General features: G+C 67.1%; 15 protein-coding genes and 1 riboswitch. Of the genes, 8 read left to right on the forward strand and 7 right to left on the reverse strand.

Translation table 11 applies throughout. The annotated features are described in order from the left end of the window. Nucleotides 1-14: 14 nt before the first annotated feature. The 7 genes from ASE61_RS04085 (at nt 15) to ASE61_RS04115 (ending at nt 7457) form a co-directional block, all read left to right on the forward strand. Nucleotides 15-3470 carry a chromosome segregation SMC family protein gene (locus ASE61_RS04085; RefSeq protein ID WP_061964839.1) on the forward strand — a complete coding sequence of 1152 codons (3456 nt, stop codon included), beginning with the start codon at nt 15-17 and terminating at the stop codon, nt 3468-3470. Nucleotides 3471-3870: 400 nt separating this feature from the next. Then, nucleotides 3871-4221, forward strand: a complete 351-nt coding sequence (locus ASE61_RS25845) for an AtpZ/AtpI family protein (RefSeq protein ID WP_170843300.1) — start codon at nt 3871-3873, stop codon at nt 4219-4221. 42 nt (nt 4222-4263) lie between these two features. After that, nucleotides 4264-5028 carry a F0F1 ATP synthase subunit A gene (locus ASE61_RS04095; protein ID WP_061964843.1) on the forward strand — a complete coding sequence of 255 codons (765 nt, stop codon included), beginning with the start codon at nt 4264-4266 and terminating at the stop codon, nt 5026-5028. A gap of 65 nt (nt 5029-5093) precedes the next feature. Beyond that, nucleotides 5094-5321, forward strand: coding sequence for a F0F1 ATP synthase subunit C (locus tag ASE61_RS04100; protein ID WP_038360954.1), 228 nt, complete (start codon nt 5094-5096; stop codon nt 5319-5321). 89 nt (nt 5322-5410) lie between these two features. Further along, nucleotides 5411-6022, forward strand: coding sequence for a hypothetical protein (locus tag ASE61_RS04105; RefSeq protein ID WP_082617070.1), 612 nt, complete (start codon nt 5411-5413; stop codon nt 6020-6022). Nucleotides 6023-6033: 11 nt separating this feature from the next. Further along, nucleotides 6034-6510, forward strand: a complete 477-nt coding sequence (locus ASE61_RS04110; protein ID WP_061964846.1) for an ATP F0F1 synthase subunit B — start codon at nt 6034-6036, stop codon at nt 6508-6510. A 143-nt stretch (nt 6511-6653) separates the two neighbouring features. Further along, nucleotides 6654-7457, forward strand: a complete 804-nt coding sequence (locus ASE61_RS04115) for a dienelactone hydrolase family protein (protein WP_061964848.1) — start codon at nt 6654-6656, stop codon at nt 7455-7457. A 6-nt stretch (nt 7458-7463) separates the two neighbouring features. Here ASE61_RS04115 and ASE61_RS04120 read toward each other — a convergent pair whose 3' ends face one another. The 7 genes from ASE61_RS04120 to ASE61_RS04150 all read right to left on the reverse strand — a co-directional run bounded on the left by ASE61_RS04120 (nt 7464) and on the right by ASE61_RS04150 (nt 14939). Further along, on the reverse strand, nt 7464-8723 hold the full coding sequence (locus ASE61_RS04120) for a L,D-transpeptidase family protein (protein WP_061964850.1): 1260 nt from the start codon (nt 8721-8723) through the stop codon (nt 7464-7466). 125 nt (nt 8724-8848) lie between these two features. Further along, nucleotides 8849-10420: an aminomethyl-transferring glycine dehydrogenase subunit GcvPB gene (gene gcvPB / locus ASE61_RS04125; RefSeq protein ID WP_061964852.1), complete on the reverse strand. Its 1572-nt coding sequence runs from the start codon at nt 10418-10420 to the stop codon at nt 8849-8851. Continuing rightward, complete coding sequence (gene gcvPA, locus ASE61_RS04130) at nt 10420-11760, reverse strand: aminomethyl-transferring glycine dehydrogenase subunit GcvPA (protein ID WP_061964854.1); 1341 nt, start codon at nt 11758-11760, stop codon at nt 10420-10422. The genes gcvPB and gcvPA overlap by 1 nt, the downstream gene beginning before the upstream one ends. 165 nt (nt 11761-11925) lie before the next feature. Next, nucleotides 11926-12300 (reverse strand): glycine cleavage system protein GcvH, encoded by a 375-nt coding sequence (gcvH, locus tag ASE61_RS04135; RefSeq protein ID WP_061964856.1) that lies wholly within the window; start codon nt 12298-12300, stop codon nt 11926-11928. A 35-nt stretch (nt 12301-12335) separates the two neighbouring features. Next, nucleotides 12336-13490 carry a glycine cleavage system aminomethyltransferase GcvT gene (gcvT, locus tag ASE61_RS04140; protein ID WP_061964858.1) on the reverse strand — a complete coding sequence of 385 codons (1155 nt, stop codon included), beginning with the start codon at nt 13488-13490 and terminating at the stop codon, nt 12336-12338. Nucleotides 13491-13650: 160 nt separating this feature from the next. Beyond that, a riboswitch (glycine riboswitch) is annotated at nt 13651-13744 on the reverse strand. 74 nt (nt 13745-13818) lie between these two features. After that, complete coding sequence (locus ASE61_RS04145) at nt 13819-14433, reverse strand: hypothetical protein (protein ID WP_061964861.1); 615 nt, start codon at nt 14431-14433, stop codon at nt 13819-13821. Continuing rightward, nucleotides 14430-14939, reverse strand: a complete 510-nt coding sequence (locus ASE61_RS04150) for an invasion associated locus B family protein (protein ID WP_082617072.1) — start codon at nt 14937-14939, stop codon at nt 14430-14432. Before ASE61_RS04150 ends, ASE61_RS04145 begins: the two co-directional genes overlap by 4 nt. Before the next feature lie 359 nt (nt 14940-15298). Between ASE61_RS04150 and coxB the strand changes: the two genes are divergently transcribed. After that, entirely contained in the window at nt 15299-16177 is an 879-nt protein-coding gene (gene coxB, locus ASE61_RS04155; protein WP_061964863.1) for a cytochrome c oxidase subunit II, read from the forward strand. The last annotated feature ends 10 nt before the right edge of the window (nt 16178-16187 follow it).

The following is a 16187-nucleotide window of genomic DNA, read 5'->3' on the forward strand; positions in this document are numbered from 1 at the left end:
ATAGCGGCGCGCCCATGCATCTGACGCGCCTCAAGCTCGCCGGTTTCAAGACCTTCGTCGAGCCGACCGAGTTCCTGATCGAGCCCGGGCTGACCGGCGTCGTCGGCCCTAACGGCTGCGGCAAGTCCAATCTCGTCGAAGCCCTGCGCTGGGTGATGGGCGAAAGCTCGTTCAAGAACATGCGCGGCTCGGGGATGGACGACGTCATCTTCGGCGGCTCGGGCGAGCGCCCGGCCCGCAACATGGCCGAGGTCTCGCTGACCCTCGACAACAGCGACCGCAAGGCGCCGGCCGCCTTCAACGAGGCCGATGTGCTGGAGGTCACGCGCCGGATCGAGCGCGAGGAAGGCTCGACCTATCGCATCAACGGCAAGGAGGTGCGGGCCAAGGACGTCCAGCTCCTCTTCGCCGATGCCGCGACCGGCGCGCGCTCGCCGGCCCTCGTCCGGCAGGGACAGATCAGCGAGATCATCTCGGCCAAACCGCAATCGCGCCGGCGCATCCTTGAGGACGCCGCCGGCATCGCCGGCCTGCACAGCCGTCGTCACGAGGCGGAGCTCCGCTTGCGCGGCGCGGAAGACAATCTGACCCGGCTGGAAGACGTGCTCGGCGAGATCGACGGGCAGATCGACGCCCTGCAGCGTCAGGCACGGCAGGCCGGGCGCTATCGCAGCCTCGCTTCCGATATCCGCCGGGCCGAGGCGACGCTCGCCGTCATCGCCCTGCACGACGCCCGCGCCCAGGAGGCGCAGGCCACGCATGTGCTGGAAGAAGCGGTGCGCGGCGTTGCCGACCAGACCGGGCTCCAGGCCGAGGCCGCCAAGCGACAGGCCATCGCCGCGCACGAATTGCCGACCTTGCGCGAGGGCGAGGCGACGGCCGCCGCTGCTCTGGTCCGGTTGAAGCGCGGGCTGGACGAGCTCGAAGCCGAGAACAGGCGTGCCCGCCAGCGCACTGAGGAACTCGGCAAGCGCCTCGCCGAATTGCAGGCCGACCTGTCGCGGCAGGAGAGCATCGGACGGGATGCCTCCGACAGTCTCGCCCGGCTGGCGGAAGAGGATGCCGCGCTCGGCCTGGAAGGCGATGACGCCGGATCGGGCGCCGAAGCTGCAGCGGCGGCGCAACGCGCGGCAGAGGCCGCGCTCGCTGCAGCCGAAGCCGAGCAGGTTACTGCGCAGAGCGCATTGGCCGATCTCGCCGCACGACGCGGCGCCCTGGAACGATCGCTGCGCGAGGCTCGTGAACGGCAAGATCGGGCCGGGGCCGAACGCGACAAGCTGCGCCGCGAGCTGGAAACCCTCGATGCCTCCGATGCGAAGACGCTGCTCGACAAGCTGCGCGAGGCGCTGATCGCGGCCGAAAAGGCGCTGAAATCCGCCGATGCGGATGTCATTGCGGCGCGCGGCGCCGTCACCTCGACACGCGAGCGTGAAGCTGCACAGCGAGGCCCCCTCGCCGAGGCCGAGCGCCGAGCGCAGCGCCTCGATACAGAGATCGGCACGCTGCGCAAGCTGCTGGCGCCTGCGGCCGGCGATCGTTGGCCAGCGGTCCTCGAAGCGGTCAGCGTCGCCAAGGGCTATGAGGTCGCGCTCGGCGCCGCGCTTGGCGACGATCTCGACGCCTCGACCGAGGCGACCGCCCCCGCGCATTGGGACGATACCGGTGAAGGCCAGGACGACCCCGCCCTGCCTGCGGGTGCCGAGCCGCTGCTGGCCCATGTCAAGGCGCCCGCGGCGCTGTGGCGGCGGCTGGCGCAGATCGGCGTCGTCACGCCCGATCAGGGCGAGGCTCTGCGGCGGGCGTTGAGGCAGGGGCAGATACTCGTATCAAAGGCAGGCGATCTCTGGCGCTGGGACGGCTTCACCAGCGCGGCCGACGCCCCCTCGCCCGCGGCACGACGGCTCTCCGAGAAGAACCGCCTCGCCGATCTGGAACGCGAGGCCAAGGCTGCGCGGGAAGCGGCCGAGGCCGCACGCCAGGCGCTGGAAGCCGTGAGTGCAGAGGCGCGACAGGCCGCGCAGGGCGAAACCGCAGCGATCGAAGCGGCACGGCAAGCACGGCGAGGCGTCGACCAGGCCCGCGAGCAATTGACCGCTGCCGAGCGCAAGGCGGCAGAAACGCTGGTCAAGCGCTCGACGCTGACTGAGGCGATCAAACGCCTCGGCCAGGCGGTGTCCGAAGCCGAGCAGCAGGTCACCGCTCAGGAGACCGGGCTTTCCGCCCTGCCCGCCTCCGCCGAACTGGAAAATACCCTGCTCAAGGCTCGCGTGCTGCTTGGCGAAGCCCGCGCCACCGCCTCCGATGCTCGCGCCCGCGTCCAGACGCTGGCCCGCGAAGCGGACTTGCGGACCCGACGCCGCGAGGCCATCGCGGCCGACGTTCGCGCCTGGAAACAGCGCACCGCCGCCAGCCTGCAAAGCGCCGAGGAGACGCGGCGGCGAATCGACGCCGCGAGCGCCGAGCAGAAGACACTTCTCGAAGCGCCCGACACCTTCCTGACCGAACGGAGACGCCTCGTCGCCGAGATCGAGCAGGCCGAGGCAGCGCGCCGGGAGGCGGCCGACAGGCTCGCCGCCGGCGAGACGACCCTGGCAGAGGCTGATCGGCAGGCCCGCATCGCGCTCGAAGGTCTGTCCAGCGCCCGCGAACGCCGGGCCTCGGCCGAAGCGCGGCTCGAGGCCGCCCGCCAGCGCGTCGCCGACATCATCAGGCAGATCGAGGATGGTCTCGATACCGGTCTCGACGGGTTGCAATCGATCGCCGGCATCAAGCCGGGCGATCCGCTGCCGGAGCCGGAAGCGGTCGAGCGGCGGCTCGCCAATCTCAAGGGCGAGCGCGAACGGCTCGGCGCGGTCAACCTGCGCGCCGAGGACGAACTGACCGAGGTGAAGGCCAAGCGCGAAGGGCTTGCCGGTGAGCGCGACGACCTGACCGAGGCGATCCGTCGCCTGCGGCAGGCGATCGGGGCGCTGAACCGGGAAGGCCGCGAGCGGTTGATCGCTGCCTTCGATATCGTCAACGGCCATTTCCAGCGGCTGTTCGGCGTGCTGTTCGGTGGCGGCGAGGCCGAGCTCAGGCTGGTGGATTCGGAAGATCCGCTCGATGCCGGGCTGGAGATCTTCGCGCGGCCACCCGGCAAGAAGCCGCAGGTGATGACGCTGCTCTCCGGCGGCGAGCAGGCGCTGACCGCGACCGCGCTGATCTTCGCGGTGTTCCTGACCAATCCCTCGCCGATCTGCGTGCTCGACGAGGTCGACGCACCGCTCGACGACGCCAATGTCGAGCGCTACTGCGACCTGCTCGTCGATATGGCCCGCAATACGGAAACCCGCTTCATCCTGATCACGCACAATCCGATCACCATGGCGCGGATGGAGCGCCTCTTCGGGGTGACCATGGCGGAACGCGGGGTGAGCCAGATGGTATCGGTCGACCTCGCGACGGCAGAGCGCATCCGCGAGGCCGGGTAAAAGCGAGATGCGCCGTCATGCTCGGGCTTGACCCGAGCATCTCAGGCCGAAGGAGGCTCCTATGGTCTCTCGTCCCGAGATTCTCGGGCCTGCGCTCCGCTCCGCCCGAGAATGACGGCCTGGCTGTTGCGCTGCTTTGATCACGAACGCCTTGGGAAAACCCGCCGGCGCCGCTGAAAAAATGCCACATTCGCTCCCGCAATGCGGCGAGATTGTCGCACTTTGCCAGAATTTATATATATTCCAATGCGTTAGACATTATCCCCCTGTCTTGACAGCGCCGGGGGCTGCCAATAAAGGAGGCCGTGCTGACGACGGCTCGATGCGCGGGTTTGGTCGTGGTTATAGTGGTTTTTCGCGGGATCGCGACGTAAACGCGATCAAGACGGAGGCCAAGACCATGTCCGAACCCGACCCAAACGCCTCAGACTCGGAGTTGCGCGCAAGACTGGGTTCCCTGAAGACCGCAATCAAGCGGGCGGAAGAGAACGAAAAGCCGGGCGCGAGCCCGGTTGGAGAGGACAAGGCGCTTGCGGGCGCGATGTCTTCAGGCTTTCGCGCCGCGACGGATCTCGCAGGTGGCATCATCGCAGGCGCCCTGATCGGGTACCTCGGCGACCGGTGGCTGGGAACCTCTCCGTTCCTGCTGATCGCCTTCATGGTGATCGGAACCATCGCGGGCTTCAGATCCGTCTATCGGCTCGGTTCGCGTCCGACCTCCGGGTCGAAGGGCGGTCCGAAGGACAATTGATCGAAAGGCGGCCATCCAGGCCGCGCGACGAGGAACGAGACCATGGCGGCCGGCGGCGGAATCGATCCGATCCACCAATTCCACATCGCTCCGATCGTGGAGCTGAAGCCGTTCGGCATCGACCTCTCCTTCACCAACACCTCGCTGTGGATGGTGATCGTGCTCGCCGTCGTTTCCGCCATCATGATCTATGGCTCGAGCCAGCGTGCGGTCGTCCCCGGCCGCCTGCAGTCGCTCGCCGAGATGGCTTATGAATTCGTCGCATCGACGATGACGGGCGTGATGGGCAAGGACGGCCTGAAATTCTTCCCGTTCGTGTTCTCGCTGTTCATGTTCGTGCTGGCGAGCAATCTGCTCGGCCTGCTGCCCGGCTCCTTCACCGTCACCAGCCAGATCATCGTCACCGCCGCCCTGGCGCTGCTCGTCATGACGATTGTGGTGGTCTACGGCGTCGTGAAGCATGGCAGCCATTTCTTCGGCCTTTTCGTGCCGTCGGGCGTGCCCGGCTGGCTCCTGCCCTTCATGGTGCTGATCGAGGCAGTCTCCTTCCTGTCGCGCCCGGTTTCGCTCTCGCTTCGTCTGTTCGGCAACATGCTCGCCGGCCATATCGCGCTCAAGGTCTTCGGCGGCTTCGTCGTCGTGCTGCTGGGCTCGGGTGCTGCGCTGAACTACGCCATCGCGCCGCTGCCGCTGCTGCTGGCGGTTGCGCTGACGGCGCTCGAGGTCATCGTCGGCATCCTGCAGGCCTATGTCTTCGCGATCCTGACCTGCGTCTATCTCAACGACGCGCTGCACCCCGGCCACTGAGGCCAGGGGCAGCGCTCGCGAGAGTTCATCCCACCCGTCAAAACCTTCCACACTGGAGAAACACCATGGATCCTGTTGCAGCCAAGTTCATCGGCGCCGGCCTCGCCTCGCTCGGCATGGGCCTCGCCGCCATCGGCGTCGGCACCATCTTCGGCAACTTCCTCTCGGGCGCTCTGCGCAACCCGTCGGCCGCCGACGGCCAGTTCCCGCGCGCGTTCATCGGCGCGGCGCTCGCCGAAGGTCTGGGCATCTTCGCGTTCGTCGTCGCGCTCGTGCTGCTCTTCGTGGTCTGACGCTTTCGTCGACCGCTTTCTCGTCGCGCGTTCGGGCCATTCCGGCCGACGCGCGACGGTTCCGTATCTTAAGCGCTGAAAGGCACGCTATGCCGGTTCGATCTTCAGGGTTCGCGCGACAAGGATGGCTTCTGGCTGTCGGCTCGTTCGCCACTCTGGCGGCGGGTGCGGCGCAGGCTGCCACTCCGGGCCTGAGCGGCGAGAAGGCTTCCTTCCCGCCCTTCGACCCCGCGCACTTCGCCAGCAACCTGTTCTGGCTCGCCGTCACCTTCGCCGCTCTCTACTGGCTGATGTCCAAGGTCGCGCTGCCGCGCCTCGGCTCCATCCTGGAAGAGCGCGCCGAGACGATCGGCCGGGATCTCGACCAGGCCACGCAGATGCAGGCCAAGGCCGAGGACATGGCGCAGGCCTATGAGAAGGCCCTCGCCGAAGCGCGCAAGAACGCCCAGGGCATCGCCCAGACGGCGCGCGAGGCCGGCGCCAAGGCGAGCGACGCCCAGCGTCACGCCACCGAGGCCGAGCTTGCCGCCAAGATGGCGCAGGCCGAGGCGACCATCGCCAAGACCAAGACCAAGGCGATGGGCAACGTGCGCGATCTCGGCAGCGACATCGCCGTCGCCATCGTCGCCAAGCTGACCGGTCAGGCCCCCAGCGCCAGCGAGGCGTCGGCGGCTGTCGACCAGGCCCTGACGCACGGCTGAGGAGAGTTCAAATGGATACTTTCTGGGTCGGCGTCGCGCTCGTCATCTTCCTTGCCATCCTGGTCAAGTTCGGCGTGCCGGGCGCGATCGTGAAGGCGCTCGACTCGCGTGGCGAGAAGGTCGCGCAGGAGCTGGCGGAAGCCCGCCGCCTGCGTCAGGAAGCCGAGAAGCTGCTCGCCGAATACGATGCCAAGCGCAAGGCCGCCGAGGCCGAAGCTGCCGAGATCGTCTCTTCCGCCAATAGCGAGGCCAAGCGTCTCGCGGCGGAAGCCGAAACCAAGCTTGCCGACTTCGTCGCGCGCCGCACCAAGGCGGCCGAGGAGAAGATCGCCCAGGCCGAGAGCCAGGCCGAGGCCGAGGTTCGCGCCGCGGCTGCGGAGGCCGCCACCAAGGCCGCCGAGACCATCCTGCGCGGCCAGATGGCCGGCAAGGCTGGTGAAGCCGCCTTCGCGGCAGGGCTGAACGAGGTCAAGGCCAAGCTCAACTGAGCCTTAAGCCGATGCTCAATCGATCGACGCCGCGCCCGCAAGGACGCGGCGTTTTTCTTTGCCCCTCTCCTGCCGGAATCCCGATGCGGGATGCGGGCCGTCACCGCCATCTGCCGTGCATCAGCGCCCCCAGGAGTTTCGAGATGATCGGCCGCCTTGCCCGTGTGCTCATCGCGATCGTCTCCGCCGCTGCGGCAGCAGGCCCTGCGAGCGCCTTCGAGAAAGTGGCGTTCCCTTCGCGCGCTTCGGTTGGTCTCGTGGGCTGGCTGGCGCGGCCTGCTGGAGCAGGTCCCTTCCCGGTCGTCATCGGCCTGCATGGCTGCGCCGGGCTCTACAGGCGCTCGGGCGAGGTCAATCTCCGCGAGAGCGACTGGTCGGAGCGCCTCAACCGCGCCGGCTATGCCGTGCTTCTCGTCGACAGCTTCGGGCCGCGCGGCATCAAGGCCTTATGCAATGACCGCGAGCGCGCGCTGACGCCGGCAGGCCGTGCGCGCGATGCCTTCGCCGCCATCGACTGGCTGGAGAAACAGGATTTCGCCGCCAAGCAGCCCATCGCCCTGATCGGCTGGTCGAATGGCGGCTCGACGGCTTTGCGCGTCGCGGGCGTGCCTGAGGCCAAGCGCCTGCGCCATGTCATCGCCTTCTATCCCGGCTGCCGCGTCATCCTGAAGCGCGGCTGGCAGGCGCAGACCGATACTGCGATCTTCCAGGGTCTTGCCGACGACTGGACGCCGGCCGCCCCGTGCGAGGAGCTCGCCCACAGCGGCGGGGCGCGCTTCGTCGGCTTTCCCGGCGCCTATCACGATTTCGACCATCCGAGCCTGAAACTGCGCGAGCGCAAGGCGGCCTATTCGCAGCGGCCAGACGGCATGGTCACGATCGGCAGCGACCCGAAGGCGCGTGCGGCGGCGATCGACGCGGTGATGGCGATCCTGAAGCGCCCCTGAGCGGCGTCAGTTGCTGGCGGTCATCGGTGCAGCCGGCGGATTGCCCGAGGCTGCTATCGGCGCCGCCGCAGGCCTTGCCGGCGGGATCACCGCCGCCTTCGGCTTCGGCTTGCGGGCCTGGATCGTCGAGGTGACGATGCCTTGCGGCGTATCCAATCCATAGATGTCGTCGCGGAACTGGACCTGGCCGTCGGCGCCCTGCCAGCCAGTGAGATAGACCCATGCGACCGGGACCGACTTCTTCAGCGTAATGTTCTTGCGCTCGCCCTTGGCGATCTCGTCCTCGATCGACTGGCGGGTCCATTCCGAGCCTTCCAGCAGCCAGGCGGCGAGGTCGCGGACGCCCTCGATGCGGGCGCAGCCGGAGGAGTTGAAGCGCACGTCGTTGCGGAACAGCGTCTTCTTCGGCGTGTCGTGCATGTAGACAGCTTCGCTGTTGGGCATGTCGATCTTGAGCTGGCCGAGAGAGTTGGTCGGCCCCGGCTCCTGTCGGACGTAGAAATAGGGGCTCTTCAGCGTCGCCCAGTTGACGCTCGCCGGGTCGATTTCCTTGTTCTCGGCGCCGAGCAGCTTCATGTTCGACTTGGCGATGAAGCCCGGATCCTTGCGCATATGCGGGATGATGTCGGCCTTCACGATCGACATCGGCGCCGTCCAGTAGGGATTGAGGTTCACCGAGGTGATGTTGGCCTGGATCACCGGCGAGGGCCGGTCCGGGCGACCGACGATGGCGAGATGGCGCTGGGCGACCGTGCCGTTCTCGACCGCCTCGACGCTGGCGCCGGGGATGTTCACCACGACATAGCGGCTGGCGAAATTGAAGCCGTTGCCCTTGAGCCGCTCCAGCGTCGCGGTGAGCTGGTTCAGGCGCGATTCGACCGGCGTGTTCATCGCCTTGAGCGTCAGACGCCCGACGGTGCCGAGATCCGACAGGCCGTGCCGACGCTGGAAGCGCTTCACCGCCTCGGTCACGTTGGCGTCATAGATATCGCCGGCAATGGCCTCGGATGCGAGATCGCCGCTGGCGAGCAGACGCTGCTTCAGAACAGTGACATCCGGCCCTTGCGAATCCGGCTTCAGCGCGGTGACGCTCGCCGGCACCTTGGGCCAGCCGCCGCGATTGGCGACGTCCTCATGGGCGATCAGCGCCTCGAGCGTGCGGTCATAGGTGTTGGGGCCGTAGCTCGGCTCGTTGGCACGCACGAGCGCCGTCGAGGCCAGCAAAGCCGCAGCCGCAAGAGCGAGGATGGAGGGACGCGCAGACATGAAAACCCCCGGGCCGCAGAAAGCGGCACCGGGGGATCATTCCGCGACATGGTCAAGGAATGCTTAAGAAGCGATCAGCATCCTTCACCATGCTGACGAATGCCGTCAGCATGGCGGGAGGCGCCTTACTCCGCCGCCTGGGCCGGAGCCGGCTTTTCCCATTTCAGCACCGGCGAGCGGGCGGCGCGGGTCTCGTCGAGGCGGCGGATCGGGGCGTGATGCGGGGCGCTGGTGAAGCGCTCCTTGTCGTTGCCCTTGGCCGCGATGGCGAGGTCGCGGAGCGTCGCGATGAAGAGGTCGAGCGCCGCTTTGGATTCCGACTCGGTCGGCTCGATCAGCATGGCGCCGTGGACGACGAGCGGGAAATACACCGTCATCGGGTGGTAGCCCTCGTCGATCATCGCCTTGGCGAAATCGAGCGTCGAGACACCGGAGCCCTTCAGCCATTCGTCGTCGAACAGCACCTCGTGCATCGACGGGTGGTCCGGGAAGGGCAGCGACATCAGGTCGGCAAGGCCGGCGCGGATATAGTTCGCGTTCAGCACCGCATCCTCGGAGGCCTGGCGCATGCCGTCCGAGCCGTGGCTCAGCATGTAGGCGAGCGCGCGGACATACATGCCCATCTGGCCGTGGAAGGCGGTCATCCGGCCGAAGGGCTTGTTGCCCGCCGGCGCTTCGCCGCGCGACTCGATCAGGTGCGGCTTGTCATTCTCGACATGGATGAAGGGCACTGGCGCGAAGGGCGCCAGACGCTCAGAGAGCACGACCGGGCCGGCACCGGGACCGCCGCCGCCATGGGGCGTCGAGAAGGTCTTGTGCAGGTTGATATGCATCGCATCGACGCCGAGGTCACCGGGCCGAGCCTTGCCGACGATGGCGTTGAAGTTGGCGCCGTCGCAGTAGAAATAGGCACCGGCCTCATGCATCGCCGCGGCGATCTCGACGATCTGCGGCTCGAAAATGCCGCAGGTGTTCGGATTGGTCAGCATGATCGCAGCGATGTCCGGCCCGAGCAGGGCCTTGACGTCCTCGACCGCGACAGTGCCGTCCGGACGGGCCGGAACCGCCTTCACCGAGAAGCCGATCAGGGCCGCCGTCGCCGGATTGGTGCCGTGAGCCGATTCGGGGACGAGCACGACGTTGCGGGTCGCGCCCTCGCCCTTCGCCGCGATGGCAGCCTTGATCGCCATCATGCCGCAGGCCTCGCCATGGGCGCCGGCCTTCGGTGACAGCGCCACGGCCGGCATGCCGGTGAGCGTCATCAGGTAGCGGGCGAGCTCCAGCATCAGTTCGAGCGCGCCAGGCACGCTCGAGGTCGGCTGGAGCGGGTGCACGTCGGAGAAGCCCGGAAGCCGCGCCACCTTCTCGTTGAGGCGGGCATTGTGCTTCATCGTGCAGGAGCCGAGCGGGAAGAGCCCGGTATCGATGCCGTAGTTCTTCTGGCTGAGGCGCACATAGTGGCGCATCGTCTCGGGCTCGGAGAGGCCGGGCAGGCCGATCTCGCCCTGGCGGGCATGCTTGCCGAGACGTGATTTGAACGGCGCCGGCTTGTCGATATCGACGCCGGTCGACTCGTGATGGCCGATCTCGAAGATCAGCGGCTCGACCTGCTGCAGAGCCTTGTTGCCGGTGAAGGTGAGGTGCTCTTCATGCGAGGCCTCGCCGGCCTGGGTGGGACGTCCCTGACGATTCAACATCACAGCACCTCCACGAGCGCTGCCACGAGGGCGGCCCGGTCTTCATCGGTATTCACCTCGGTCGAGGCGATGATCAGCAGGTCGTCCAGCCCGGCCTTGGGCAGGAGCCGCGAGACGGGAACGCCGGCCAGGATGCCCTTGGCGGCGAGAACCTCGACGACCTCGGCGGCCGGCTTCTTCAGCTTCACGGTGAACTCGTTGAAGAAGCTGTCGTTGAGCACGGTGACGCCTTCGACGCCCGCGAGCGCGTCGGCGAGCTTCACGGCATTGGCGTGATTCACCTCGGCAAGACGGGCGAGACCGGTCTGGCCGAGCAGCGTCATGTGGATGGTGAAGGCCAGCACGCAGAGGCCGGAATTGGTGCAGATGTTCGAGGTCGCCTTGTCGCGGCGGATATGCTGCTCGCGGGTCGAGAGCGTCAGCACGAAGCCGCGCTGGCCGGTCGAATCGACCGTCTCGCCGCAGAGCCGGCCCGGCATCTGGCGGATATATTTCGACTTGGCGGCGAAGAGGCCGACATAGGGGCCGCCGAAGTTCAGGGCGTTGCCGATCGACTGGCCCTCGCCGACGACGATATCGGCATCCTGCGCACCCGGCGGCACGACGGCGCCGAGCGAGACGACCTCGGTGAAGACCGCGATCAGCAGGGCGCCATGAGCGTGGGCCTTCTCGGCGATCGGCTTGAGATCCCGCAGGTTGCCGAAGACGTCCGGCGACTGGACGACGACGCAGGAGGTGCTGTCGTCGATCTGGGAGAGGATGTCCTCATTGGCTGCGACATCGGGCTTCAGCGCCACGACATCGTCATTGGCCATCTCGGACAGGGTCTCGACGACCGCGGTGTAATGCGGGTGCAGGCCGCCGGAGAGCACAGCCTTGCGGCGCTTGGTGACGCGATGCGCCATCAGCACGGCCTCGCCGGTGCCGGTCGAGCCGTCATACATCGAGGCGTTGGCGACCTCCATGCCGGTCAGCGCGGCGACCTGGGTCTGGAACTCGAAGAGATATTGCAGCGTGCCCTGCGCGATCTCGGGCTGGTAGGGCGTGTAGCTGGTCAGGAATTCCGAGCGCTGGATCAGGTGATCCACCGTCGCCGGGACATGGTGCTTGTAGGCGCCGGCGCCGACGAAGAAGGGCACGGCCGAGGCGGCAGTGTTCTTGCCGGCCATCCTGCCGAGGATGCGCTCGACCTCGAGCTCCCCCTTGGCGCGGGGCAGATCGACCGGGGCCTTCAGCAGCTTGCCGGCCGGCACGTCGCTGAACAGCGCGTCGACATCGGAGACGCCGATCCGCGCGAGCATGTCCTCGCGGTCGGTATCGGTGAGCGGGAGATAGCGCATGGAAATGTCCGTTTGCGGGTGTTGGCGCCGAACCATCTGAAAACCGCGTCGTCATCCCGGGCTTGACCCGGGATCCATCGAAGGGCGGCGCGCTCTACGATGGATCCCGGATCGGCGCCGCTTCGCGGCTTGTCCGGGATGACGTCGAGGAGAACCGAAAGGCCGTCAGAGCGTCTTGACGTAGTTCTGGTACTCGGCCTCGTTCATCAGGGCGTCGAGCTCGCCGGCGTCCTTGATCCTGATCTTGAGGAACCAGCCCTTGCCGGCCGGATCCTCGTTGACGGTGCCGGGCGCGGCCTCGAGCTCGCCATTGACCTCGACGACCTCGCCGGAGACCGGGGCGTAGACCTCGGAAGCGGCCTTGACGCTCTCGACCACGGCGGCTTCGCCACCCTTGGCCAGCGCCTTGCCCACGGTCGGGAGCTCGACGAAGACGACGTCGCCGAGCTGGCCTTGCGCGTAGTCGGAGATGCCGACGGTGCCGACGTCACCCTCGATGCGGATATATTCGTGGTCCTTGCTGTAACGGGTCTCGGCCATGGTTTCCTCCTGGCGTCAGTTGTCTGGGAAAAGGTTCAGCGCTTGTAGCCGTTCGGCACGAAGGGCATCGTCGCCACGACAGCCGGCAGCGGCTTGCCGCGCACGATCAGGTTGAGCTGCGTACCTGGCGCCGAATGGGTCTTGGCGACATAGCCCATGGCGCAGGGGCCGTTGAGCGTCGGGCCGAAGCCGCCCGAGGTCACGACGCCGATCACCTCGCCCTCGGGCGTCGCGATCTCGGTGCCCTCGCGAGCCGGAGCGCGGCCTTCAGGCTTCAAGCCGACGCGGATGCGCGAGACGCCTTCCGCCAGCTCGCGCTGGACGCGCGCCGCGCCGGGGAAACCGCCCTCCTCGCGGCGGCGCTTCTGGATCGACCAGTTGAGCGCGGCCTCGATCGGCGAGGTCGTAGTGTCGATGTCATGGCCGTAGAGGCACAGGCCCGCTTCGAGGCGCAGCGAATCGCGGGCGCCCAAACCGATCGGCTTGACGTTGCCGTCGAGCAACAGCGTGTCCCAGATCTCGCCGATCCTGTCGGCGGCGGCGGAAATCTCGTAGCCGTCCTCGCCGGTATAGCCGGAGCGGCTGACATTAGCCTTGATGCCGGCGACCTTCATGGTGCGCGAGGTCATGAAGCCCATCTCGGCGGCTTCAGGCGCGATCGCGGCAAGTGCGGCCGCCGCGCCCGGCCCCTGCAGCGCGATCAGGCCGCGATGCTCGGCACGGACCAGCTTCACATTGGACGGCAGGCGGGCCTCGATATGGGGATAGTCGGTATCCTTGCAGGCGGCGTTGACGACGACATAGAGCGCGCCGTCCTCATCGGGATCGATCGAGCGCGTCACCATCAGGTCGTCGAGGATGCCGCCCTCCTCGTTGAGGAGCTGCGAATAGCGCTGCTTGCCAGGGGCAAGATTGACGATATCGGCGGGAATCAGCGCTTCCAGCGCCTTCGCCGTCGTCTCGTGATCGGGGCCGATCAGGAAGCACTGGCCCATATGCGAGACGTCGAAGAGCCCGGCCTTCTCGCGCGTCCAGTTATGCTCGGTCAGGATGCCGCTCGGATACTGCACCGGCATGTCGTAACCGGCGAAGGGCACCATGCGGGCACCCAGTGCGACATGGCGCGAATGGAGCGGGGTCTTCAGCGGCGCAGCCGCGCCGGCGGTATCGGTAGTGACCTCGGCAGCCATGGCATGCCCCTTCCAGAATCGAGCGCAAGCCCCGGACGATAGTGTCCGGGACGCGCCCCCTCTGTCTTGGGACCTGAGAGATTTCCCCGCCGGCCGCAAAGCCGGACGAGTTACACCCTTCGGTGGGCGGACATTGCTGTCCGCCGCTTTCCAGAGCGCCAAATCCCCAGCGGCCCTTTTGCCTGAGCGTTTCCGGGGCGGTTGCGCCTTCGGCGCCGGGCCCTGACGGGTCCGGTCTCTCCCGCGGGGATATGCGGCTTCGGCACAGATACAAGACGCGCCGTCTTAGTCAATCGGCGCGCCGTCGTCTTTCACGGCAAAACCGGCTTTACCGGCGGCGCTTGCGCGACGGCGCAGCAGGCCCGCCACCGCCAAGGCTGACGAAGATATCGACGTCGCCCTGGCCGGCCGGCACCATGATGCCTTCCTCGACATGGGTGAAATCGACGCCGCCCTGGCCGGACGGGACCGTGCCGCCGACACGCGCGCTGCGCTTGCCGAGGACGGTGGTCCCGCGCATCACGGTGGTGGTCAGCGTGGCCCCGTAGCTGCCCGGGCTGCCGGCAGGACCAAGCAGCACGCGTCCCTCGACGCCGACCTTGAGCCGGAAGGTGCCGTTGCCGGTCGCATTGCATTCGCGCGCGACGTTGGTGATCGAGATCTGGTAGCGCAGGCCGCTCGAATCCTGTCCGGACTGGGCGCGGATCGCGGCCCCACCTTCGGAGACGATGACCTCCGGGCAGACCAGTTGCTGGTCCTGATTGTCGTCCGTCGGCAGCGGGTCCGGGGCCGGCCGCGTCGCGGACTGGAACATGACGATATTGCCGAACGTCTGCATCGCGCCCGGCTGCCCCGACGACGACGACGAACCGCAGCCGGCCAGGCCGAGGCAGAGCAGCGGCAGGGCGAGCCAGCGGCCCTGGCGAAGAGTTTGATCGATCACGGCAGCGCCTCCACACCCGGGCCGAAGCCATTGAGGGAAATGGGCACGCCCACCCCCTCCTCCGGCGTCTGGAATACGATGAAAGTCGCGCTCTTGCCGCCCTTGAGCTGGCCGAGCAGGGTATCGTCCATGACGACCTCCGCCACGCAACCGGTGGTCAGGCAGCGCACGAAACCGGCGCGGCCGATATCCTTGTCGTCGATCTTGAGGCCGAGCCCCGAGGGCAGGAGCACGCCGAGCGGCGCGACGACGCGCAGGAGCCGGCTCTTCTGATCCGCCGTCTTCAGCACGATGACGAGGAGCGTGAGATTCGGCCGGTCCTCGGCCGCGACGTTCTGGACGAGCGCGCATTGCTCGGCCTTGGCGCCCGGCGGCACCTCGCAGCGCATCTGCCAGTCGCCATGTGTCGAACGCACTGCGCCCTGCGCGAAAGCGGAGCCGGCGGCGAGGCTCGTCCCCATGAGCGCCAGCGCCAGCGCGCCTGCCGCCCCGATGATCCTCATCATCCCTGCCATCCCTTCCAAACCGGACTCAGAAACCGCAGCTGAAGCGCAGAATTCAGGCAAAACGCCGACCGCGCCAAAGAATCCTGCCGTCTCTCACCATAAACCGCGTTGGGACCATGGAGGTCCAGTCCTGTCAAGGCGCGATGGCGGTTCGCAGCCAAGGTCAAGGCCTCGTGCGATTATGCCGCACGGCCGTTGGGGGCAGTCTTCATTGTCCCTCTGGCGCAAGCGTGATCTTTGATTTATCGCAATCTCGAAGAATGAGGCGACTTCGCGGTCGCCCCTTCATGCATGGAGCCGCAACAGGGACCGAAGCCGGTCGGCTCCCATGCAGGTCGATTGAGGAGCATGTGGGATCGATGCGTTTTCTGAGCAGGACCTTTGCAACAGCGGCCGTCACGGCCCTTGCCGCCGCCGCGCTGGCGAGCGTCCCGGCGCTTGCCGGCACCGGCATGCCCACCGACTGGCAGATGAACCTGCAGGGCGCGGTCACGCCCGTCGCCGAATTCATCCACTGGTTCCATGACTGGCTGAACATCATCATCACCATTGTCACGCTCTTCGTGCTGGCGCTGATGATCTATGTCGTCTTCCGGTTCAACGAGAAGGCGAACCCGGTCCCGTCCAAGACGACGCACAACGCCCTGCTCGAAGTCTGCTGGACCGTGATTCCGGTCCTCATCCTCGTCGTCATCGCGATTCCCTCCTTCCGCCTCCTCAAGCTCCAGCTCGAAATCCCGAAGGCCGACATGACCCTGAAGGTCACCGGCAAGCAGTGGTACTGGTCCTATGAATACGTGCAGGACGGCGGCAATTTCGGCTTCGATTCGCTGATGCTCGACGAGAAGCAGCGCGCCGAGGCGATCGCCAGCAACAAGATCGCCGCCGCCGAGGCCCCGCGCCTGCTCGCCGTCGACAACGAGGCGATCGTGCCGGTCGGCAAGACCGTCCGCGTCCAGGTGACCGGCGCCGACGTCATCCACAAGTTCACGGTTCCGTCCTTCGGCATCAAGATCGACGCCATTCCCGGCCGCCTGAACGAAACCTGGTTCACGGCCGAGCGCGAAGGCATCTATTACGGCCAGTGCTCGTTCATCTGCGGCCAGAACCACGCCTATATGCCGATCGCGTTCCGCGTCGTCAGCCAGGAGCGCTATGCCGCCTGGCTCGCGGAAGCGAAGCAGAAATTCGCAAATGCCGAAGACGCGGGCAGCAAGTTCGCTGCCGCGTCCAAGTAAGTCGCCGAGG

It is taken from the genome of Allobosea sp. Root670 (assembly GCF_001429415.1).
Lineage (GTDB): Bacteria > Pseudomonadota > Alphaproteobacteria > Rhizobiales > Beijerinckiaceae > Allobosea > Allobosea robiniae.